The 21,716-nt window shown below is 74.4% G+C and carries 15 protein-coding genes and 1 pseudogene; 4 read left to right on the top strand and 12 right to left on the bottom strand.

All coding sequences use genetic code 11. The features are described 5' to 3' along the window. Nucleotides 1-26 precede the first annotated feature (26 nt). The 12 genes from eccCa to R8Z57_RS14605 all read right to left on the bottom strand — a co-directional run bounded on the left by eccCa (nt 27) and on the right by R8Z57_RS14605 (nt 13,900). Complete coding sequence (gene eccCa, locus R8Z57_RS14660) at nt 27-4,166, bottom strand: type VII secretion protein EccCa (RefSeq protein WP_318354523.1); 4,140 nt, start codon at nt 4,164-4,166, stop codon at nt 27-29. Further along, nucleotides 4,163-4,954 (bottom strand): hypothetical protein, encoded by a 792-nt coding sequence (locus R8Z57_RS14655; RefSeq protein WP_318354522.1) that lies wholly within the window; start codon nt 4,952-4,954, stop codon nt 4,163-4,165. Before R8Z57_RS14655 ends, eccCa begins: the two co-directional genes overlap by 4 nt. Beyond that, complete coding sequence (locus R8Z57_RS14650; protein ID WP_318354521.1) at nt 4,951-6,300, bottom strand: EsaB/YukD family protein; 1,350 nt, start codon at nt 6,298-6,300, stop codon at nt 4,951-4,953. Before R8Z57_RS14650 ends, R8Z57_RS14655 begins: the two co-directional genes overlap by 4 nt. After that, a complete protein-coding gene (locus R8Z57_RS14645; protein WP_318354520.1) occupies nt 6,297-6,563 on the bottom strand; it encodes a hypothetical protein in 267 nt (88 codons plus the stop codon). The genes R8Z57_RS14650 and R8Z57_RS14645 overlap by 4 nt, the downstream gene beginning before the upstream one ends. An 85-nt stretch (nt 6,564-6,648) precedes the next feature. Further along, nucleotides 6,649-7,425 (bottom strand): FHA domain-containing protein, encoded by a 777-nt coding sequence (locus R8Z57_RS14640; protein ID WP_318354519.1) that lies wholly within the window; start codon nt 7,423-7,425, stop codon nt 6,649-6,651. Nucleotides 7,426-7,667: 242 nt separating this feature from the next. Further along, on the bottom strand, nt 7,668-8,231 hold the full coding sequence (locus R8Z57_RS14635) for a hypothetical protein (RefSeq protein WP_318354518.1): 564 nt from the start codon (nt 8,229-8,231) through the stop codon (nt 7,668-7,670). A gap of 77 nt (nt 8,232-8,308) precedes the next feature. After that, on the bottom strand, nt 8,309-10,228 hold the full coding sequence (locus tag R8Z57_RS14630) for an alpha/beta hydrolase (RefSeq protein ID WP_318354517.1): 1,920 nt from the start codon (nt 10,226-10,228) through the stop codon (nt 8,309-8,311). Next, complete coding sequence (locus R8Z57_RS14625) at nt 10,228-10,596, bottom strand: DUF6507 family protein (protein ID WP_318354516.1); 369 nt, start codon at nt 10,594-10,596, stop codon at nt 10,228-10,230. Before R8Z57_RS14625 ends, R8Z57_RS14630 begins: the two co-directional genes overlap by 1 nt. A gap of 137 nt (nt 10,597-10,733) precedes the next feature. Continuing rightward, the gene (locus tag R8Z57_RS14620) at nt 10,734-12,248 is read right to left on the bottom strand and encodes a flotillin family protein (RefSeq protein ID WP_318354515.1); all 1,515 of its coding nucleotides are present in this window, start codon (nt 12,246-12,248) and stop codon (nt 10,734-10,736) included. Between the two features lie 60 nt (nt 12,249-12,308). Next, complete coding sequence (locus R8Z57_RS14615) at nt 12,309-12,776, bottom strand: hypothetical protein (RefSeq protein ID WP_318354514.1); 468 nt, start codon at nt 12,774-12,776, stop codon at nt 12,309-12,311. Nucleotides 12,777-12,882: 106 nt separating this feature from the next. Next, the gene (locus R8Z57_RS14610; protein WP_318354513.1) at nt 12,883-13,305 is read right to left on the bottom strand and encodes a DUF1801 domain-containing protein; all 423 of its coding nucleotides are present in this window, start codon (nt 13,303-13,305) and stop codon (nt 12,883-12,885) included. Nucleotides 13,306-13,333: 28 nt separating this feature from the next. Next, complete coding sequence (locus tag R8Z57_RS14605; RefSeq protein WP_318354512.1) at nt 13,334-13,900, bottom strand: HhH-GPD-type base excision DNA repair protein; 567 nt, start codon at nt 13,898-13,900, stop codon at nt 13,334-13,336. Nucleotides 13,901-14,042: 142 nt separating this feature from the next. Between R8Z57_RS14605 and R8Z57_RS14600 the strand changes: the two genes are divergently transcribed. From R8Z57_RS14600 to R8Z57_RS14585, 4 genes and pseudogenes are all read left to right on the top strand, one after another. Continuing rightward, nucleotides 14,043-16,415 carry an FtsX-like permease family protein gene (locus R8Z57_RS14600; protein ID WP_318354511.1) on the top strand — a complete coding sequence of 791 codons (2,373 nt, stop codon included), beginning with the start codon at nt 14,043-14,045 and terminating at the stop codon, nt 16,413-16,415. Then, nucleotides 16,412-19,153: an ABC transporter permease gene (locus tag R8Z57_RS14595; RefSeq protein ID WP_318354510.1), complete on the top strand. Its 2,742-nt coding sequence runs from the start codon at nt 16,412-16,414 to the stop codon at nt 19,151-19,153. Before R8Z57_RS14600 ends, R8Z57_RS14595 begins: the two co-directional genes overlap by 4 nt. A 4-nt stretch (nt 19,154-19,157) precedes the next feature. Then, nucleotides 19,158-20,138: pseudogene (locus R8Z57_RS14590) on the top strand (ABC transporter ATP-binding protein); the annotation flags it as partial. 389 nt (nt 20,139-20,527) lie between these two features. Further along, nucleotides 20,528-21,400: an ABC transporter ATP-binding protein gene (locus tag R8Z57_RS14585; protein WP_318354509.1), complete on the top strand. Its 873-nt coding sequence runs from the start codon at nt 20,528-20,530 to the stop codon at nt 21,398-21,400. Nucleotides 21,401-21,716: the final 316 nt, after the last annotated feature.

Below are 21,716 nucleotides of genomic sequence, written 5' to 3'. Positions count from 1 at the left end.
GGGTTGCGAACGACCTTGTGGAGATCTCACAGCACATCCTCCTGACGGCGGCGTCGCCTGAGAGGTTCCGCGCCGGTCGCCGGCGCCGGGCCGGCGGAGACACCGGAGGTCTCCGGGCCGCCGCGTGCGGGCGCCTCCGCCTCTGCCGGCGTGTCGACCGCGGGGACGGATGCCGCCACCTCGGCGCGCACGTCCTCTCCGGCCGTCCGGTCCCGCGCGGCCGGGGCCGCCGTCGGCACGTCGGCCGCGGCATCCGACTCCTCCGTCGCGGTGAAGTGCGCCACCTGCACCAGCGTCGGACGCTCGCCACGGCGCGCGAGGCGCCCGCGGCCGGCGATCATCGGCTCGGCATACAGCTTCGGCAGCAGCTGCCCCTCGGCGCGGTCGCCCGACATGACGAGCGCCGTGCCGCCGGTGTCGCGCACCGCCTGCAGCGCGAGGTCGAACATCGCCCGCGACGCACCGGCGACGGGCCGGGCGACGACGACGTTCAGCCGCAGGTCGCGCGCCGACGCGAGGTACGGCAGCAGCGGCCGCAGGGGCTCTGTGCCGCCGGCGGCGAGGATGTCGAAGTCGTCGGCGATCACGAGGATGCGCGGGCCGCCGGCGTTGCGGTCGGCCTGACGCTTCTCGAGCTCGCTCGCGATCGACTCGGCGAGCAGCCGCGCCTGCTTGCCGCTCGTGGCGTGACCGCCGAGGTAGTCGTCGGGGATCTCGCCCGCCAGCTCGCCGCGGGCGTCCATGAGGCCGATGACGAGCTCTTCGGCCGAGTGCCGGTCGATCGCCCCCTGCACGACGCCGCGCAGCGCCGTCGTCTTGCCGCAGCGGCTGTCGCCGAGCACCAGCAGGTGCGGATCGCGCGTGACGAGGTCGAGCGCGACGGTCTGCATGCTGTCCTGACGCAGGCCCAGCGGGATCTCGTCGGGCTCGTCCAGGGCGTCGGGCAGCTCGGTCGGCGACAGGTCTTCGGGCAGCAGCCGGATGGGCGCGGCGCCCGGTCCGCCCCAGCGCGCGGCGCTGTCGCGGGCGATCTGCTCGAGCGCCTCGCCGATGTCGGCGTCGTCGACCTCGCCGAGCAGCGGCAGGGCGACCTGGGCGAACAGCTTCTCGTCGGTCAGCACGCGGCCGGGCTCGTCGGCGCGCAGCGTCGACGACAGCTTGCGGGCGATCTGCGAGTCGGCGGGGTCGTTGAGCTTGAGCTCGAGGCGCGTGCCCACGAGCCCCTGCAGGTTCAGCCGCAGCTCGCTCCACCGCGACAGGGTGACGACCACGTGGATGCCGAAGCTGCCGCCCCGCTCCAGCAGCTGGCTGAGCGGCTGCTCGAGGTCTTCGAAGTCGGTGCGCAGCGCGCCCAGGCCGTCGACGAGCAGCACGACATCGGCGCTCGGCAGCTCGGGCAACCGCCCGTCGGCGTGCCGCCGGCGCATGTCGGCCAGCGAGTCGAGGCTGTGCTCGCGGAACACGCGCTCGCGCGTCGCGAGCATGCCGGTGAGCTCCTCGAGGAGGCGCGTGAGGCGCTCGCGGTGCCCGCGCGTGGCCACGCCGCCGACGTGCGGGAAGGGCTCGATGCGCGACAGGCCGCCGCCGGTGAGATCCATGCCGTAGACGCTGACCTCGCGCGGCGAATGCGTGAAGGCGATCGACGCGGCGAGCGTCCGCAGAAACGTCGAGCGGCCCGACTGGGGCGCGCCGGTGATCGAGATGTGCCCACCCGAGCGCGTGAGGTCGAGCAGCCACGGCGCCTGACGCTGACGCGTCGGGTCGTCGAGGAGCCCCATCGGCACCCGCAGCCGTCCGCCCGCGCTCTCGCCCTCCGAGCTCGGCAGCACACCGCCGAGCGTGAGAACGGGTGGAAGGGGCGGCAGCCACACCGGGCGCGTGCGGGCGACGCCGCGCGAGAGCCGCTCGGTCGCTGCCTGCACGAGCGTGCGACCGGTCTCGGGCGTCTCGGGCTCGAGGTCGGTCTCGGCGTCGTCGGCGTCCGCCGCCGCGCGGTCGTACGGCGGAAGTTCGAGCACGACGGGCGCGTCGGGCTGCACCGGACCGGGGTCGGACGGCTCTGGCACGGCGCCCGACACGTATCCGGCGCGGAAGCGCGTGTAGACCGAGGTGTCGACCTTGAGGAACCCGAAGCCCGGGATCGCCGGCAGGTGGAACGCGTCGGGGGTGTCGAGCACCACGGCCGACTCCGACTCCGAGAAGGTGCGCAGACCGATCCGGTACGAGAGGTAGGTGTCGAGGCCCCGCAGGCGCCCGCCCTCGATGCGCTGGCTCGACAGCAGCAGGTGCACGCCGATCGACCGGCCGATGCGCCCGATCGTCAGCAGCAGCTCGACGAAGTCGGGCTCGGCCGTGAGCAGCTCGCCGAACTCGTCGATCACGAGGAAGAGGTGGGGGAGCACGGGAAGCTCCGGGCGCTCGCGGCGCAGCTGACGGTAGTGACCGATGGATGCCGCGTTCCCGGCGTCCTTCAGCAGCCGCTGGCGCCGCACGACCTCGCCCTGGATGCTCTCGCGAGCCCGCTCGGTGAGCTGCGGGTCGTCGGCCAGGTTGTCGATGATGCCGGCGACATGGGGGAGTCCCGCGAACGGCGCGAACGCCGCACCGCCCTTGTAGTCGACGAGGATCATGCTGAGGTCGTCGGGGGAGTGCGTGAGGGCGAGACCGAGGATCAGCGTCCGCAGCAGCTCGCTCTTGCCCGAGCCGGTCGCGCCGATGCAGATGCCGTGGGGGCCCATGCCGAGCTGCGCCGACTCCTTGAGGTCGATCATGACGGGGGCGCCGCGGTCGTCGACGCCGATCGGCACCCGCAGGAAGTCGCCCGGGGAGCGCGGGAGCCACGCCGCGCGCAGATCGATGGCATCGACGTCGGCGAACCCCAGCAGTTCGGTGACGTCGGGTGCGAGCGTCGTACCGGCGTCCACGGCGCTCGTGCGTGTGAGCCGGAGAGCCGCGAGCGGCCGGGCGATCACCTCGAGCAGCTCGGGCGTGACGGCATCGGGGTCGATGTCGCGCACCGGGTCCTCCCCGGTGCCGGGCGTCTCGATCGTCGCGCCGTCCGGCGTCACCGTCACGCGGGCACTCACCGTGGCGGGCTCTTTGAGGCGGTCGTCGACGAGGTGGACGACCGTGATGCCGAGGTCGGCGAGATCGAGGGCAGAGTCCAACCGCGGGAGGGCGGTGGCGGCATCCGTCCCCTCGTCGATGAACAGCACCAGCCGGCCGGGCTTGATGCGCCGGCCGCTGCGACGTGCGGCCGCCGCGGAGGCCACACGGTCGCGCAGCTCGTCACCGATGGCCTCGAGCAGCTCGGGGAGGGTCGGGGCGATGCGTCGCGCGGCCAGGGCGCCCGGCTGCGGGGTGGCGGCGGAGGCGTGCGGCAGCAGGTCGAAGCCGTGCCAGGCGGGGCGCGCCGCCTCGGGCACGACCGCCGCGAGATGCACGTCGTCGGGGGAGTGCAGTGCTCCCAGCTGCGCGGCGATCGCGCGCATGACCGGGAGCGTGGCGGTGCGGTCGCCCACGATCGACACGTGGCCGCCGCGTTCCAGGTCGAGCACGGCGGGCATGCCCTGGGCGACGCCCGCGAGCTGCACCAGGCGCGCGGCGGCGCTCTTCATGACGGGGTCGGCCGGCTGCACCGGATTCTGCTCGGGCGGGAGTGTCACCTCGACGGCCCGCAGGTCGCCGGTGCCGATCCGCACCCGCAGGAAGTCGGCGTCGCCCGGCCGCCGCTCCCACCGTCGTGCCGCGTTCGCGCCGACCTCGACGAGCGTCGCGGGTGCGGGATGCAGCGCGAGCGTGGCGGTGCGATGGGCGTCGGCGATCTCTCGCACGGTGCCGCGGGTCTCCTCGAGGTAGTCGAGGTAGCGCTCGCGCTGCACGCGCCGCTGCCGCGCGGCGTTGCCCCGCGCCGTGAAGGCCATGCCCACACCGCCGACGAGAGCCACGACGAGGATGACCGCGCCGACGATGACCATGACGGGGTTGTTGCGCAGCAGCACGATCATGGTGATCGACGACAGGCTGCCGACGATCGGCAGCAGCGACTGGATCGGGAAGCCGCCGGTGTTCTCGCCGATCGGCGGCGCCGGGGCGAGCACGACCTCGGCGGGCGGCTCGACCGGCTGGGTGATGCGAGCGGGCCGGTGGATGACGCGGAGGGTCACAGCGCCACCGCCTCGCGCGCCGAGACGAGGGTCGCCGCCAGGCGCAGCAGCGCGTGCTGGCCCGCCTGCCCGCGCGGCTGGCCGCCGTCGCGCAGTCCGCCGTCGGCGGGGATGCCGACCACCGGCCACGGATCGTCGCCCATAGCCCGCGCGACGGCGTCGCCGCGCCCCTCGCGATCGACGAGGGCGAGCACGGGGGTGGGGGACTCCGGAAGCGCGGCGACGGCGGGGGCGATCGCGCGCAGCAGCTCGGCGGGCGAGCGGCGGGCGTCGCCGACGAGGCAGACCACGTCCGAGACGGCGGCGCACGCGGCGAGGTCGACTCGCGGATGCCGCACCCCGAAGTCCGTGATCGTCACGTCGAAGAACCGGGTGATGGGGGCCGCCTCCGTGAGCCACGCGGCGACGGGGCCGTCGGCCGTGGACGGCCGCAGGCCGTACCACCCGGGCCCCGCCGGGAGGCCGGTGAGCGCCTCGGCGGTGGTGCGGGCGCCGGCGCGCGTCGCGTCGGCGGGTGTCGCGGCCAGCTGCAGCCGGGCCGCGAGGTCGGAGCCTCCGCCGGCGACGTCGACGGCGAGCACCGGATCGCTCCGCCGCGCCGCGATGATGCGCAGCACCTGCAGCGCCAGGGTCGTCGTGCCCACGCCGGGCTCGAGCGACACGAAGCCGATCCGGCGTGCGGTCGGAAGGATGCCCCGGATGGCGGCATCCCATTCCGTGAGCGCCGTGCGGCGGGCCACGGCGCTGCCGAACAGCGCGGCGGGGATGCCGCGGACGGCGACGCTCACGCGCCGCCTCCGAACATGCCGAGGAGCTGCTCGTACACCCCGAGCGCACCGAGCAGGAGGGGCAGCAGTGCCACGACCGCGAGGGTCTCGATGACGTTGCCGAAGCCGCGCAGCCGCGCCCGCACGTGAGCCGCCGGCCGCGCCAGCACGCCGATGGCGACGACGACGGCCGCCGCGGCGGCGACCGCCGCGCCGAGCCACCCGGACGGGCCGCTCAGGTGCAGCAGGAGTGCCACGAGGCCGATCGCGGCGACCGCGGCCCACAGTGCCCAGACCTGGACGCGCAGCGGGAAGGCGCGGGCGCGCAGCGCCGCGACGAGGGCGAAGGCGAGGGCGAGCAGGCCGCTCCACAGCTCGTCGGTCAGCACCAGCGCGACCCCCGTGGCTGCGAGGAGCGCGGCGAGCGTGACGACGCTCCAGGTGAGCGCGGAGTACGCGTCGTCGATCGAGGCGAACGCCCGCGCGCGTGCCACGCGCTCGCCGTCTCCGACGCGCTGGTCCAGGGCCGTCAGGCCCGCTGCCGACAGCGCGATCCACGGGAGCGGCCCGGTGGCGAAAGCGGCGACCGTGCCGACGATCGCGGCGGAGGCCGCGGCATCCACCCCCGCCAGCAGGAGCCCGATCAGCACGGACGCGACGACGGCGCCGACCGCCCCGCCGGCGGCCGCGCCGGGGCGGCGGAGCGCCACCCCCAGCCCGAACAGCACGATGGTCGCGCCGGTCGCGATCACGACGGCCGCAGCGAGGAGAGCGGATGCCGCCCCCTCCAGTCCGCCCGCGCTCGCGGCGGTGAGAGTCGCGATGCCGAGCGGCAGCAGCAGTCCCGCCGCCGCGGCGCTGACCACCGCCGACACTCCGCGCAGGCGAGGGAGGCCGAGCGTCGTGGCGACCGCGAGCAGCACGACGATCGCGCCGAGGAGTGCCCACGAGGCGATGACAGGGCTGCCCCAGGGCGCGATGAGGCCACCGGCCGCCGCGGCCAGCGCGATGGCGGCGCCGCCCGCGATCCGGCGGGCGCGGTCGTCCCAGCGGTCGGGGCGCGCGTCGTGCGCGTCGGCGGCGGCGTCGGTCACGTCGATGACGACCGGCGGCGGGGGCGCCGCGTCGAGGCGCACCAGACGGAGCAGCGTGCCGTCGGTGAGCTCGAGCTGCTGGGGCGAGCGGGCGATGTCGAGCTGCTCGCCGTCGGCCGCGACGAGCGTGAGCGGCCGCGCGACCGTGCCCGAGGTCTCGCCGAGCAGCTCGAGCAGGCGGGGCAGTGCGGCGCCGAGCGGCTCGGCGCTCGACACGACGACCTCGCTGCGACGGGTCGCGCCGGCGACGGTCAGGCGGGTGTGGACGCTCATGAGACCTCCGTGTGGAACGAGGCGACGGCGGCCGGCGCGGAGCTGCTCGCCGAATCGCGGTCGGAGAGGAGCTGCACGACGAACGACACGCCCGCGCACACCGCGCACACGACGGCGGCGAGGATGAGGGAGCCGACGAGCCGCTTCATGTGGTCGTTGACCGTGCGCCGCTCGTCGATGTGACCGTAGAGCAGGGCGGAGCCCAGGCGCATGCGCTGGATCTTCGCCTGCTCGATGAGCACGGTGTCGCGCTGATCGGGCATCAGGCCTCGTCTCCTTCTCGGGGGCCGCGCAGCCGCGCGGCGACGTGCGGTGCGACCGCCAGCGGCTCGGCCGGAATCTCGCCGATCATGCCGCGACCTTCACCGTGACGACCCGGTCACCGAGCTCGAGCACCGCGTCCGGCGGGAGCGGCGTCCGCTGGTAGGGGAGCAGTGGCTGCGCCGCGCCGCCGGTGCGAAGGGCGGTGCCGTTCGTCGAGGCGAGGTCGGTGACCCAGACGAGCTGGCCGTCCCACTCCAGCCGCGCGTGCGACTTCGACAGCGTGCGCGACAGGTCGGCCCACTGGTACACGGCCGACGGTGCATCGCGCGGCGCGGACGGGTTGCGGCCGAGCACGAGCGCCGAGTCCAGCGAGAAGCGCTGCCCCGAGTCGAGCTGCACGACGGGGGCGACGCCCCGCATCCCGCCACGCGCCGGGGTGACGGGCGCCGCCTCGGGCTCGGGGAAGACGAACGGCGCCAGAGCCGGTGCGAACGGGTCGCGGCCGCGGCGCAGATCGCACTGGCGCAGACGTCCGGTGAACAGCGCGGCCAGGAGCGACGTGCCGGGCGCGGCACCGGTGAGGCGGTCGACCGTGCGGGTGCCCGCGGCGATTCCACCCGGGCTCCGACCGGTGCGCGCGAGCATCGCGAGGGCGGCCGCGACCGCGGCGACCGCGAGGAGCGCGGCGATCCAGCCCAGCGCGGCCTGGCCGATCGCGAACATCACCGCGGCGATGGCCAGCAGTGCGAGGGGCGGGAGCACGTCGACCGCGAAAGCCCCGACGCGCTGCCCGGCGGCCGCCGGTGCCGTGAGGACGAGGGGGTCCACCTCGGCGGTGCGCGTCTGATCCGGTGTCGTCATGGCTGGCTTTCCGTCTCACGGGAACCCGTCGAGTCTAGACGGATGCCGCGACCTGGCCTTTCCTGCCGTGCCCGGCGGGCGGGCGCACGGCCGCGGCCCGGCCCGACGACGCATGTCCCACTTTCGCCCCATGCGGCCCTCCAAGGGACCGAAATCGGGACATGGATCGAGGAAAGTGGGACATGGGCGACTGCGCGGGGTCGGACGGACTGCTCGACGCGGGGGAAGAGGTCCGGGAGGTGTCAGCGGGGCTCTCCGTCCGCGGTGAACCCGAACACGGGCGTCGCGTCGGGCCGCTCGGTCTCGGGGAGCGGCCACTCGCGGGAGGAGTCCTCGTAGAGCCCGGGGTAGATCTCCTCGGACAGCGCGTCGACGTCACCGGGCTCGCAGACGCTCTTGGCCGACAGACTGATGCCGTCCTGCACCTCGCCGGGGTGGAATTGCACGGTCAGCTCGTCGATGCCCGCGTCGACGTTGCGGGCGGTGAGCGTGAGGGTGTCGACGTCGCCCTCGTAGCTCAGCCCCGTGACGTCGGTGTAGCCGTTCGATTCCATCCAGCTCGCGAGGTCCTCGCGCATCGTGGCGGGATCGGCGGGGAAGCGCCACCCGTCCTCGACCGGCAGGTCGCGGCTCAGCTCGAACCGGTACTGGTCGGCGCCGCACGCCGACGGCATGTCGCCGTAGACGCCGACCCGCCACTCCTCCGTCCACAGCTCGCTCTGCACGTCGGCGACGGCGGCCTTGAAGGCCGTGTTCGCCTCCTTCGCGCTCTCGAACACCGCGGGGCTGCTGGTGTCGGTGGGCATCGGTGTACCTCCGCAACCGGTGAGAAGAACAGCGGCGACCGCGAGCAGCGCGGCCGCGCGGGAGCGTCTGGCCCGAGTCATCGCGCCTCCGTGATCAGATCGGCGAGCCCGTCGACACCGCCGAGATACGACTGCGCGCGCTCGTCGAAGTAGCCGATCTCCTCGCCGGTCCATTCGTACCACGGGTTGCCCGTGTGCGACGCGTGGCCGTCGGTGCTGAGCCCGGTGGTGCGCAGGACGCTGCCGTCGGCGCCCGGACCGAAGTCGACGATCCCGCCGTCGGCTCCGAGGAGATGGGCTTCGTCGAGCAGGTCGCCCGGGTTCGTGGAGTGGCTCGACCAGAGGCTGCGGCCGATCGGCGCGGTCCAGTCCTTGTCGGCATGGCTCGCGTAGAGCTCGAGGTCGCTCGAGCGGGCGAGGTCGGGCAGCGACGCGGCCGCCTCGGGGCTGACCCCGGCCGAGCCGAAGAGGAACGCCGCGTCGAGCAGGTCGGGGTCGTCGGTGAGCGCCTGCGCCGCCATCGTGGTGCCGTAGGAGTGGAACCACCCGGCACGCAGGGCATCGGGGTTGCGCGCGGCGATGCCCGACATCAGCTGGGTGTACGCCGCGGCGCCGGCGTCGGCGTGATCCATGCCGAACACCGTGCCGGTGGTGCCCGAGTCCCACCCGAAGTAGGCGATCGTCGCGACCGTGGTCGCCTGCCCGCGTCGCGCCGCCTCGCCGACGACGTCGTCCCGGAGATCGAGCGTGGTACGGCTCCATGCGTCGATGCTGTCGAGGTCGGTCTCGATGCCGTGGGTGACGGTGAGCACGAGGTCGCTGTGCTCCACGTCACCGTAGGCGATCGCGGCGCGAGGCTCGCCGTTGCTGTCGAGGAAGAGCGCGAGCAGCGTCGTCGCTCCCGGGTCGAGCTGCAGCGCGCGTCGCACGCCGCGCAGCTCGGATCTCGTGTCGTCGCTGAGCCCGTCGTCGGCGAGGAGCTGGTCGAGTCCGGCGCGGTTGAACAGGTTGCGCTGCCCGGCGGGGATGCCGTTGAGGTTGCCGACGGCGAGGGGCGCGAGCGCGAGCAGCTGCGCGAGCGGGCCGGCGTCCCACCCGGTCGCGACGCCGTCGGCGCCGGTGCGCGCCGTCGAGTCCGACACCAGGTCGTTCCACAGCCGCTCGGCACGCTCGACGTCGACCAGCCCCACCGCCGACGCGAAGTCGGGGTGCGACCCGAGCCACTCGCGCACGGCGGAGTCGTCGGCCGATCCGAGCCAGCCGATCCGGGTGACCACGGCCTGCGACAGGGTCTCGGTGAGGTGCTGGGCGAGCGTGGTGGTGGTGGTGGCCGCGAACGGGGCGCCGGGATACGGCGCGTCGACGAACCCCCAGAACGTCTGCGACACCCGCACCGGCTCGCCCCACGCGCCGCGGACCTCGGTGCCTCCGGTGACGCGGGTCAGCTGCGAGGCGATCATCTGCTCGGCGTTGTCGACGTCGGCGCGGAACCGGGCGATGTCGTCGCGCAGGACGTCGCCGGCGTCGGCGGCGCGCGTGCGGGCGGCATCGGCGGCGACCCGGTCGCCACGGGCCACGGCGGTGGCGAGGGATTCGTCGTCGGCCCGCCACTGCGACCAGTAGGCGGCGTCCGCGGCGGCGTACGCCTCGTCGGCGGCCTCGCCGTCGGCGTTCACCGACGTGATCCGGGCCGCGAGCTCGGCACGGCGCGACGCGAGGTCGGGCAGCGTGAGCGTCGCGGCGTCCCACAGCACCGTCCGCGCGTCGCTGAGCGCGCGCACGAACTCCTCGGAGTCGGCGAGCGGCCGGTCGAGCATGTGGTGCACGCCCTCGGCCCCGCGCACGTCGAAGACCGTCTGCAGGCCGTGCCAGCGATCGTGCGCGTCGGGGAAGGCGGTGGCCACGATGTTCCCGGCCTCGACGAGGCCGTCCGCGAGGGCGCTGACGGCGCCGCCGTCGACGACGTGCGGGAGCGATGCGGGATCAACGAGCGCCATCAGAGCATCCCGCCGCCGTAGGCGTTGGGCGAGTCGATGCCCCATTCATCCAGCGCCCGGGCCTCGGCGTCGCGACCGTCCGACATCATCCGCGCGTCGCCCGCGACGACCGCGGTCGTCGCCTCGGTGAGCGCCTGGGCCGACATGGCGAGCGTGTGCATGAGCTTGCCGGGAACGAGGCGCCGCTCGTCGAGGAACGCCTCCCACGCCTGCGACAGCGTGGTGCGGCCGTCGACCGACAGCGTCGCGCCGGAGGCGGCGAGCCGGTCCATCGCCGCCGCGGCCTCGGCCAGCTCCACGCCTTCGTCGTCGACGCCTGCCAGCACGCCGATGACCCGGTCGGGGTCTACGCTCCAGCTGTCGGTCATCGATCCTCCGTCGAGAAATCGCCGGTCCAGGCCTCATTCGATGGCGGCACCAGGCTAACGCACCGTACCAGGGCCTGCTGTCCGCCGTTCGGGGGACGGATGCCGCTACCCCGGGTCGCGGCATCCGTCATGGCGTCTCAGCCGACCGCGTCGGTGACCGCGGTGCTCGCTTTCGCCGCGGCCGCCCGGGCGGTGCGGGAGCCGTCGGCCACGATCTCGCCGCCGGCCGCCTTGAGGGCGAACGCCTGCATCAGGGTGGTGAGGTCGAGGCCGGTGAGGCCCTTGACCACCTCGGTGCCCTCGCCGAGCACCTTGCCGACGGTCTTCGTCATCTCGGACGCGCCGTCGGTCGAGACGACCGTGAGCTTGTCGATCGACGCGATCGGCTCGGCGGCCGCGCGGACGATGTCGGGCAGGCGCGAGATGATCTCCTGCGCCAGTGCGGCCTCGCCGTACTTCTGGAGCGCGAGGGCCTTCGCGTCGGTCGACGCGGCCTCGGCCAGACCCTCGGCCTGGATCGCGGAGGCACGCGCCTCACCCTCGGCCTTGATACCGGCCGCGAGGGCGACCTGCTTGTCGCGCTCGGCCTCACCCGACACGCGCACGGCGGTGGCGGACGCCTCGGCGTCCTGCACGGCGGCGACCTTGTTCGCCTCGGCGATCCTGGTGCGCTTGAAGGCGTCGGCCTCGGTGGCGGCGTTCGCGGCGTCGCGCAGGGCGGTCGCGCGCTGCACCTCGGCGTAGGCCTGCGCCTCGGCGGGCTTGCGGATCTCGATGTCGAGGCGCTCCTGCGTCACGAGCGCCTGCTCGGTGAGAGCCTCGCGCTCCTGCACGGCGACGAGCTTGTCCTGCTCGGCTGTGGCGAGCTGGCCGGCGGCCTGCGCCTCGGCATTCGCGCGATCGGTCTCGGCCTTGATGGTGGCCTGCTTGAGCGCGAGGGCCTTCTGCCGCTCGGCGATCTGCTCCGACGCCTCGATGCGCGCGAACTCGCTGGCACGGGAGGCCTCGGCCTCGCTGATCTCGGCGACCTGACGGGCGCGCGCCGCCTCGGCGCGACCGAGGTTGGCGAGATAGTCGCTGCCGGGCGTCGAGATGTCGCTGATGTTGAGCAGGTCGACCTGCAGACCCTGCTCGACGAGGTCGGCCTTCGTCTCGGCGACGACGCGGTCCGACAGGCTCTTGCGGTCGGAGATGATCTGCTCGATCGTCATGTCGCCCACGATCGAGCGGAGCGAGCCCTCGAGCGACTCCTTGATGATCTCGGTGAGGAGGTCCTGCTGCGACAGGAAGCGCTGCGCGGCACGGCGCACGCCCTCCTCGGTGCCCGACACCTTGAAGTTGATGGACGCCTTGATCGCGATCTTGATGCGGTTCTTGTCGACGCCCTCGACGGTGATGCCGATCTGGCGCTGCTCGAGCGAGATCGAGAAGCCCTGCTGCAGCACCGGCCACACGAAGGTGCGGCCGCCGATCACGACGCGCTGCCCGCTGCCGATCTCGCCCGCAGCGGGCTTGCCGGCGCCGCGGCCGACGATCACCAGCGCCTCGTTGGGCGGCACGCGCCGGATGCGGCGCGCGATGAACGCGATGAGCCCGAGCACCGCGACGATGAGCGCGACGACCGCGATGACCTGGATGAGTTCGTTCGTCATGGACGACCTTTCCTGAGGGATGCCGCGACCCGGGGTTCCCGGCCCGTGTCGCAGGGGGATCTAGTCCGCGACGACCTTGACGCGGGTGCCGGAGTGCTCGACGACGCGGATGCGCACTCCTTCGGCGATGGTGTCGTCGGCGTAGGCGAGCCGGCGCTCGACCTCGTGCGGTCCGTCGAGGCTGACCTCGCCGCCCGCGGGCGTCACCGTCGATCGCGTGACGCCGCCGAGCCCGACCGCCGAGGTGGGCTCGCCGTCCGAGCTCTTGGTCAGCCGCTTCACGAACACCACGGCGATGAGGTACGCGACCACGGCGAGGACCGCGGCCAGCACGTAGGCCCAGACGGTGTCGAGGCCCGACGTGTAGGTGAGGACGCCCGATGCGCCGAAGACCACGGCGGCGATGCCGAGAGCGGTGCCCGAGATGGCGCCGTCGCCGATCTCGAAGTGGTCGAAGATGTCGCCGACGATGAGCGAGATCAGCAGGACGGCGAGGCCGACGCCTCCGACGATCAGGAAGGGCAGCACGATGTCTCCGAGAGGGCGCGGGTGCGGGCGGGTCCTCCCACCCTAGCCAGGGGTTGGGACCCCGTGTCCACACTCCGGCCCGCAGTGTGGAGAACTCCGGCCCCGGTCAGCCGGTGACGGTGAAGCTCGCGGAGCCGGTGTCGCCCGAGACGACGCGGTCGTAGTCCGCGGCCACGACGCCGCGCAGGACTTCGACGTCGACGGCGTCGAGGTCCTTGATGTAGAGGCACCCGGCGCCGGTGTCGTGGGGGCCGAGGTTCGCGAGCTCGTCGGCGTGCGCCCCGGTGTCGAGGAGGTAGACGGTGGTGGCCTGGCGGCGCGGCGAGAAGGCGGCGATCGGCGCGTCGCCCTCCGTGCCCGTGGGGTAGCGGTAGTGGCACGACCCGAAGCCGACGATCGTGCCCCACAGCTCGGGCTCGCGCCCGGTGACCTCGCGCATCAGCGCGACCATGGTCGCGGCATCCCGCTGTCGCTTGGCAGGTGTGACGGCGGCGATGAACTCGTCGACGTCCCCTCCGGTCCTCTTCATCGGCGTTCCCCTCGGGTCTCCCTCGGCGTCAAGCCCTGGCGGCCTGCTTCATCTCGCGCTTGTACTCGCGCACCTTCGTCAGCGACTCCGGCGAGACGATGTCGGCGACGCTGCGATACGAGCCCTCGTCGCCGTACGATCCGGCCGCCTCGCGCCAGCCCTGACCCGCGTAGCCGTACTGCTTGCCCAGCAGGGCGAGGAAGATCTTCGCCTTCTGCTCGCCGAAGCCCGGCAGCTTCTTCAGCCGCTTCAGCACGGTCGAGCCGTCGGGGTCGCCTCGGGTCCAGATCGCGGCGGCGTCGCCGTCCCAGTCCTGCTCGACCGCCGCGCACAGCGACTGCACGCGCGCGGCCATCGACCCGGGGAAGCGGTGCACCGCGGGCGTCGCCTTGAACAGCTCGGCGAACGCCTCGGCGTCGAAGCTCGCCAGGGCCGCGGCATCCAGCGTCCCCGCCCGCTCGGAGATCTTCAGCGGTCCGGCGAACGCGGTCTCCATCGCCACCTGCTGGTCGAGCAGCATGCCGATGAGGAGCGCGAGCGGGTCGTCGGTGAGGAGGCGGTCGGCGGCGTCGTCGCCCGTGATGTGGAGCGTCATGGCCACAGTCTCCCACTCGCGCGAGGCCGGTGCGATGCGTGCCGGGGCCTGCGGGATCCGGTCCCGCGCGCGGAGAGATCGCGTTCCGTTAGGTTTGCTCCAGAAACCGTCAGCGCCGACCGAACCGCGGAGGACCGAGCTCATGCCCGATCGCCCCGCGCCGTCGTCGGTGCGACTGCTGCGACAGCGCGCGGGGGCGCAGGTGGGGCTCCTCGTCAGCGCGGCGGCCACCGTGGCGGTCGCGGTCGCGACGGTGTCGGTCGTCATCGCCTGGCTCGAGCGAGCCGTGGCGGTCGCCGGCGACCCCGCACCCCCGGGCCTGTCGCCCGACGAGGTGGCGGCGCAGGCGCGCGTCGGAGCCGTCGCGCTCGGCTCGGCCTCGCCGGCCCTGGTGCTGATGGTCGCGATCCTCGCGGGCACGGCGGTGGCGCAACTCGCACGCCTCGCGGCCGCGGCGCGCGAGCACGAGACGGCCACGATCCGTGCTCGAGGCTTCTCCCGCAGGCAGGCGACGATGACGGATGCCGCGGAGGGCGTCGTCGTCGCCCTCATCGGCGCCGTGGCCGGTGTCGGCGTCGCCGTCGGTCTCGCCGCCGTCTTCGGCGCGGTTCCGGCCGCCGCGCTCGCCGCGTGGCCGTGGGTGCTCGCTACCGCCGTCCTGCTCGCGGCCGTCTTCGCGATCGCGCTGCGGCGCGGCGAAGGCCGTCGCACCACTACCCGCGTCGGCCGCGCGACGACCGCCGCCGTCATCGTGGTGGTGCCGCTCGCCTCGGCGCTCGTCGTGTGGCAGCTGCCGCGGGCGCGCGGGCGGGGCTTCGACCCCATCGTCGCCGTCGCTCCCGCCGTCGTGCTGATGGCCGGGGCGCTCGTCGCGCTCGCGGTCTTCGGGGCCGTGGCTGTCGCGTGGGCGCGGCCGGCGGCGAGGTTCCCCGCGCTGCAGCCCGGGTACCCGGCACGGCAGGTCGCCCGCCGCATCCCCATCTACGCCGTCGCGGTGCTGCTCGTCGCGCTCACCGTCGCGCAGGCCGTCTTCGCCTCCGCCTACAGCGCGACCTGGTCCGCGATGGTCACCGACTCCGCCGCCGTGCGGGCGGGCGCCGACCTGCGCGTCGACATGTCGCCGCAGTACGCGAGCCCCGTGCAGGTCGCGGACGCGGCATCCGTCGAGGGCGTCGAGGCGTCCGCCCCCGCGACCGTCGAGGAGGTCGAGATCGGCGAGGCCGACGCCGAGCTCGTCGCCGTGCCGGCGTCGGGCATCGCGCCCGTCGTGACCTCGGCGGGCGGGCTCGTAGACAAGGCCGCGCTCGAGGGCACCGCCTCACCCGGCGGCGATGCCGTGACCGCCGAGCCGCTGCCGCTCGGCGACGAGGCGACGGCGCTCCGCGTGACCGCCCGGGCGGAGTCCTCGGGCACGCGCCACCCGGGCTTCGGCCTTGTAGCACTGCTGCTCGATGCGACCGGCACGCCCGACGACGTGATCCTCGACGGCGAGCTGACCGCGAATGACGACGGCTCGACCTCGCTCGTCGCGGAGGCGGCGCTGCCGGAGGAGGGCACTGGCCCCTGGCGCCTGCTCGCGATCGGGGCCTTCCGCGAGCGGGCGTTCACGGGCGCCACCACGCAGGTGAGTGTCGAGTCGGTGGAGGCCGTCGGCGGGGAGCCGCTCGACATCCGGGCCTCGGTGGAGTTCCCCAGCGGGATCAACGACGTGATCGCGTGGCTCGCGGACGGCGCGGCATCCGACAGCGAGCCCGCGCCGGTGGCCGTGGTCGTCACGAGTGCCCTCGCCGCCCACCTCGGGATCGTTCCGGGCGACACGTTCGAGTTCCGCTACGCCGGGAGCGGGCGTCGCGGCGAAGCGGTGGTCTCGTCGATCACCGACCTCGTGCCCGGCGCGTCGTCGGCCCTCGCGTTCTTCGCACCCCTCGAGAACGTGCTGGTGTCGCAGCTGCAGCGCGACCCCTCGTTCGTCGCGCCGAATTCGGTGTGGGCGGCCGGCGACCCCGCGGCCGACGACGAGATGAGCGCGGCCCTCGGTGATCGGCCGGTCGCGACCGCCGCGCCGGGGGTGGCGGCCGAGGTCACGCACGCCCTGGTGCCGGGGTGGTGGATCGCGACCGCGGGCGCCATGGCGCTCTCGCTTGTCGCGGCGTTCGCGATCGTCCAGACCCTCGCGATCGCGCGCGGCCGCGAACTCGGCGTGCTGCGGGCGCTCGGCATCCGCGCCGCGACGCAGGGACGCATGCGGGCGGCCGAGCTCGGCGGGGTCTTCGGCGCGGCGCTCGTGCTGGGTGCCGTGACGGGCGGGCTCGCCTCGTGGCTCATCGTGCCGGCGCTCGTGCGGGCCGTGACCCCCGGCATCCTCCCCGCCGCCGGCGGTCTCTCGTTCTCGTGGGGGCTGCTCGGAGCCGCGGTCGCGGTGCTCGCGGCGGGTCTCGCGATCGTCGTGGCCGCCGTCGCGGTGAGCGTCTCGCGCGCTGCGCGCAGCAGCACGGTCGGGGAGGAATCCCGGTGAGCCGCCGCATCTCGACCCGCGCGCTCGTCGCGCACCACGTCCGGTCCCGCGCCGGCGGCGGTGCGATCGTCGCGCTGCTCGTCTTCGTGCTGGCCGTGCTCGCCACTGCGGCCCCGGCGGCGCTCGCCGCGGTCGGCGACGCGACACTGCGCGAGCGCCTCGACGGCGTCCCGCCGACGATCCGCGACGTCGTCTCCGACAATGTCACGAGCACCGCCTTCCCGCAGCTCGGCAACGAGCCGTACCTCGAGCCGGCGACGACCGACGACATCTGGGGCCGGTTCGCGGCATCCGTCGAAGAGATCCGCGCGAGCGCCGACGACCCGCTCCCCGACGCGCTCGGTCCCGGCCGCATGATCACGCGCAACGCCGACAACCAGCTCTTGGTCGGCGACGGCACGCGCGCCGCAACGATCGCGTTCGACCCCGACTACGAGGACGAGATCCGCATCGTCGAGGGGCGGATGCCGGAGCCCGCGGCCAGCGAGCTCTCGGGGCCGTTCGACACCGGCGTCGGCGGACTTCCGATCCAGAACCGCGTCGAGGTGGTGCTCTCGGAAGAGACCGCCGCTGAGCTGGATTGGGCGGTCGGCGAGCGGATGCCGGTGGGCTCGTTCGGTGGGCTGGTCCAGCTCGAGCTCGTCGGCCTGTTCGAACCCGTCGATCCCGACTCGGAGTACTGGGACCACGTCACGTCGGTGCTCGAGCCGTTCGTCTTCGACGACGGCAACCAGCCGCGGCGGGTCACCGGCACGGCGTACGCCCACCCGGCGTCCCTGGTCTCCTACGGGCTCGGCGGTAAGCGGTCGACGCTCGTCTGGTACCCGACCGACACGGCGCGCATCGACGGCGACAACGCGGAGGAGGCGGTCGCCGCGCTCAACCGGCTGACCGCGGTCTCGCATCCGATCGGCACCATGGACCAGGGGCCGGGCCTCTTGAGCCTGGCCTTCGACGCCGACATCACCGGCACCATCCAGTCCGCGCTCGGCCAGCAGCGGTCGACCGCGGGCGTGATCGCCATGCTGGTGGCGGGCCCCGTGGGCGTGGCCGCCGCCGTGCTCGTGCTCGGCTGCCGGCTGATCCTCGAGGGGCGCCGGCCCGGGCTGCGGCTGCTGTCGGCGCGCGGCGCCTCGGTCGGGCAGCTGCGGGGGCTGCTCGCCACCGAGGGCGTGCTCGTCGGGGTCGTCCCCGCGCTGATCGGGTCGGCTGCTGCCATCGCCGGCGGGGCGCTGGTCTTCGGCCTGGCGCCGAGCGCGGCCGGGATCGCCACCGCGCTCGTCGCGGGGCTCTCGCCCGTCGTGATCCTCTTCGTGCTGGCGCCGACGGTCGCCGAGCGTCAGGCCCGCGCCGACCTCGGTCGCCGCGGATCGCGGATGCGGGTCATCGCCGAGGCCGTCATCGCGGGGCTCGCGGCCGTCGCGCTGGTGCTGCTGTTCGTCCGCGGCTACAGCGACGGGGTCGACGTCCTGCTCGCCGCGACGCCGCTCCTCCTCGCGCTCGTGGCCTGCCTTGTGACCATCCGCCTCTATCCGCTGCCCCTGGCCGCGGCGCACGCCCGCGCACGCCGGGGCTCCGGCCTCGACGCCTTCCTCGGCTCGGCGCGGGCGCTGCGCGAGCCGACGCTCGGCGTCACGCCCGTGCTCGCGCTCGTCGTCGGCCTCTCGGTGGCGATGTCGTCGGCCGTGCTGCTGTCGACCCTGCAGACCGGCGTCGCCGAGGCCTCGCGCGCGCAGGTGGGCGCCGACCTGAGTGTGCAGGGCGCGCTGTTCACGCGCGAGCAGCTCGATCGGGTGGCCGAGATCGAGGGCGTCGACCGGGCGACGGGCATCTCGGGGGCGGACGCGGCGACGCTCGACATCGACGGCGTGCGCGAGAGCACCTCCGTGTTCATCGTCGACGCCGCCGACCTCCGCGCGGTGCAGGGCGACGGACCCGGGATGCTGCCGCCCGGCGTATCGCTCGAGCCGGTCGACGGCGGGCCCATGCCGCTGGTCGCGTCGGGGGAGGCGGCCGACCTGATCGGCGACACCGACGACCTGAACCTCGACGGCGTGGACGCGGAGCTCGTGGGCGTGACCCGCGGACCGGTGCCGGTCGGCGACCGGGCGAACTGGGTCGCGATCGACTCCTCGTACGCCGAGGACGTGCTCGGAAAGGACCAGAGCGACCGGACGATCCTGGTGCGCCTGGACGACGGGGCGCCGACGGATGCCGTCGAGACGGCGCTGCGCGAAGTGCTCGGGCCGACCGTGCGCATCGAGACCGCGGCCGACGTCGCAGCCGGCATCCAATCCGGTCCGGCTGTGCAGGCGGTGCGCTGGGCGCTGCTGCTCGCGACCGGCGTCGCGGCCCTGCTCAGCGCGCTTGCGATCGTCATGACGCTGGCCCTCGCGGCGGGCCCGCGCGCCCGCGTGCTCGCGTTGCTGCGGACCCTCGGCGCGCCGCGGCGCTCGTCGACCTCGCTCGCGCTGTGGGAGATCGGACCGCCGGCGGCGGCCGCCGTGGTCGCCGGCACGGTGTTCGGCGCGATCGTGCCGCTCGTCGTGATGGCGGCCGTCGACCTGCGGCCGTTCACCGGATCGTCCGTCGCACCGGCGTATGCGATCGACCCCGGCATCCTCCTGCTCACGGTCGGGGGATTCGTCACCGTCGCGGTCGTGCTGACCGCGATCGCCCTGCTCGTCTCCCGGCGCGTGCGCGCCGCGGGGGCGCTGCGCACGGTGGAGGAAGGATAGGACCATGGTGGTTCGACAAGCGCCTCAGCCGGGCACCGCACCGGCCGCGACGGGACCGCGCGCGGCCCCGGACGCCGACATCCTGTGCGCCGACCTCGTGCGCATCTTCAAGGTGCCGGCCGCCCACGGCGCGGGCGTCGAGGTGCAGGCGCTGCAGGGACTGAACCTGCGCATCGACCCCGGCGAGCTCGTGGCGGTGGTCGGCGCCTCGGGCTCGGGCAAGTCGACGCTGCTGTCGATCCTGTCGAGCCTCGACCAGCCGACGGCAGGCGTCGCGTGGGTCGCCGGCCACGACCTGCTGACGATGAAGGAGAAGGAGCGCGTCGAGTTCCGCCGCCGGAGCGTCGGATTCGTGTGGCAGCAGACTTCGCGCAACCTGCTCCCGTACCTGTCGGCGAGCGAGAACGTCGCCGCGGTGCTCGCGATCACCGGGAGCGTGCGGGGCGCGGCGCAGCGGCGCGCTCGGGTGGCGGAGCTGCTCGATCTGCTCGAGGTGTCGCACTGCGCCGACCGGAGGCCCGCCGAGATGTCGGGCGGCGAGCAGCAGCGCGTCGCGATCGCCGTCGGGATCGCGAACGAGCCGCGCGTGCTGCTGGCCGACGAGCCCACCGGCGAGCTCGACGACGCCACGAGCGCCCACGTGCTCGAGGCGATGCGCTCGGTCAACCGCGAGCTGGGCGTCACGACCCTCATCGTGACGCACGACCCGGCCGTGTCGGAGCACGTCGCCCGCACGGTGCAGATCCGTGACGGGCGGACCTCGACCGAGGTGCTCCGCTCCACCCGTCTCGACGAGCACGGCGCCGAGCAGCATGTCGCCGAGGAGTACGCGGTGCTCGATCGCGTCGGGCGCCTGCAGCTTCCCGATGACTTCGTCGCGGCGCTCGACCTCCGCGAGCGCGTGCGCCTCGCGCTCGAACCCGACCACGTCGGCGTGTGGCCCGGCCAGCGCGCCGAGGCAGCCCCGGTCGTGGAGCGAGCGGAGCGGGACGAAACGCGCGGGCTCGTCGACGCGGCCCCGGCGGCCCCGGTCGTTGAGCGAGCGGAGCGGGACGAAACGCCCCGGCTCGTCGACGCGGCCTCGGCGGCCCCGGTCGTCGAGCGAGCGGAGCGGGACGAAACGCGCGGGCTCGTCGACGCGGCCCCGGCGGCCCCGGTCGTTGAGCGAGCGGAGCGGGACGAAACGCCCCGGCTCGTCGACGCGGCCTCGGCGGCCCCGGTCGTCGAGCGAGCGGAGCGGGACGAAACGCGCGGGCTCGTCGACGCGGCCCCGGCGGCCCCGGTCGTCGAGCGAGCGGAGCGGGACGAAGCGCCCGAGGCATTCGACGGGCCGCGGGCTGCGGCATCCGACATCCCCACCGGAGAGGAGCCGTCATGAGCGCGGCACTGCGGGGCGAGAGGCTCTCGCGCACGTTCGCCACGGCGACGGGCGACGTGCACGCCTGCGTCGACATCGACATCGAGGTGGCGCCGGGCGAGCTGGTCGTGGTGCGCGGCGCTTCGGGGGCGGGCAAGACGACCCTGCTGAACATGCTGGGCGGGCTCGATCGGCCGACCTCGGGACGCGTGTGGATCGGCGACGTCGACGCGACCGCGCTCGACGAGGAGGCGCTCGCTGCGCTGCGGCGCGAGCGGCTGGGTTTCGTGTTCCAGTCGTTCGGTCTGATCCCGATCCTGTCGGCCGCCGAGAACGTCGAGCTGCCGCTGCGGATCGTCAAGACCCCGCCCGCAGAGCGCGACCGCCGTGTCGCCGAGGCGCTGCGGCTCGTCGGCCTCGCGGGGCATGCCGCGCAGCGTCCGGGCGAGCTCTCGGGTGGCCAGCAGCAGCGCGTCGGGATCGCGCGCGCGATCGCCGCGCAGCCGCACGTGCTCATCGCCGACGAGCCGACCGGCCAGCTCGACTCGCGCACCGCCGCCACCGTCATGGACCTCATCGGCGACCTCGTGCACTCCCAGGGCCTCGCCGCCCTCGTGTCGACCCACGACCCGCTGCTCGTGCAGCGCGCCGACCGCGTGATCGAGCTGCACGACGGCCGCGTGACCTCGGTCGTCGGGGCCGGGGCCGGGGCCGCTGCGCCGGGCGGGACCAGGGTTGCTCCGGCGGGCGGGGCCGCGGCTGCGCCGGACGCCGCACCCCCGTCGGAGGGTCCCGCGCTGTCGGGTGATGCCGCGCCGTCGACGCCCGGTGCGGACGGAACGCCCGGCCCTCGCACGCGCGCCGAGGCGCGCGCGCAGCGCGACGGCTGACCGCCCCCCGCCCGCCCGCCCGGGTCCGTCCCAGCGCGCTCCCCATCACCCGTCGAGATAGTGCGTTCTCGGCGAGACTCCATGTCGTCGGCGCCCAGGACATGCTGTCTCGCCCAGATGGTGCTATCTCGGCGGGAGGGAAGGGGCGAGCGTGCCGGGCGGGCGCGTCGCGCGGCGCGCGTCGCGCTGGGCCCCGGCTCGCGCTGGGCGTGGTCGCGCTGGGCCCGGACCGCCCACCACCGTCGAGATCGTGCGTTCTCGGCGAGACTCCATGGGTGAGTTCAGGCGGTCAGTGCAACGTCGCGGATGTACTCGT

Source organism: Microbacterium sp. M3 (genome assembly GCF_033548675.1).
GTDB lineage: Bacteria > Actinomycetota > Actinomycetes > Actinomycetales > Microbacteriaceae > Microbacterium > Microbacterium arthrosphaerae.
Note: the sequence above shows the minus strand (reverse complement) of the source record. Positions and strands in the feature narration are given on the sequence as shown.

Bases quoted from the DNA above. Each gene is read 5' to 3' on its own strand.
- R8Z57_RS14600 (WP_318354511.1), top strand. From the start codon at position 14,043: ATGCCCGATCGCCCCGCGCCGTCGTCGGTGCGACTGCTGCGACAGCGC.
- R8Z57_RS14610 (WP_318354513.1), bottom strand. From the start codon at position 13,305: ATGAAGAGGACCGGAGGGGACGTCGACGAGTTCATCGCCGCCGTCACA.
- R8Z57_RS14650 (WP_318354521.1), bottom strand. From the start codon at position 6,300: ATGAGCGTCCACACCCGCCTGACCGTCGCCGGCGCGACCCGTCGCAGC.
- R8Z57_RS14625 (WP_318354516.1), bottom strand. From the start codon at position 10,596: ATGACCGACAGCTGGAGCGTAGACCCCGACCGGGTCATCGGCGTGCTG.
- R8Z57_RS14605 (WP_318354512.1), bottom strand. From the start codon at position 13,900: ATGACGCTCCACATCACGGGCGACGACGCCGCCGACCGCCTCCTCACC.
- R8Z57_RS14585 (WP_318354509.1), top strand. From the start codon at position 20,528: ATGAGCGCGGCACTGCGGGGCGAGAGGCTCTCGCGCACGTTCGCCACG.
- R8Z57_RS14645 (WP_318354520.1), bottom strand. From the start codon at position 6,563: ATGCCCGATCAGCGCGACACCGTGCTCATCGAGCAGGCGAAGATCCAG.
- R8Z57_RS14640 (WP_318354519.1), bottom strand. From the start codon at position 7,425: ATGACGACACCGGATCAGACGCGCACCGCCGAGGTGGACCCCCTCGTC.
- R8Z57_RS14630 (WP_318354517.1), bottom strand. From the start codon at position 10,228: ATGGCGCTCGTTGATCCCGCATCGCTCCCGCACGTCGTCGACGGCGGC.
- R8Z57_RS14620 (WP_318354515.1), bottom strand. From the start codon at position 12,248: ATGACGAACGAACTCATCCAGGTCATCGCGGTCGTCGCGCTCATCGTC.
- R8Z57_RS14635 (WP_318354518.1), bottom strand. From the start codon at position 8,231: ATGCCCACCGACACCAGCAGCCCCGCGGTGTTCGAGAGCGCGAAGGAG.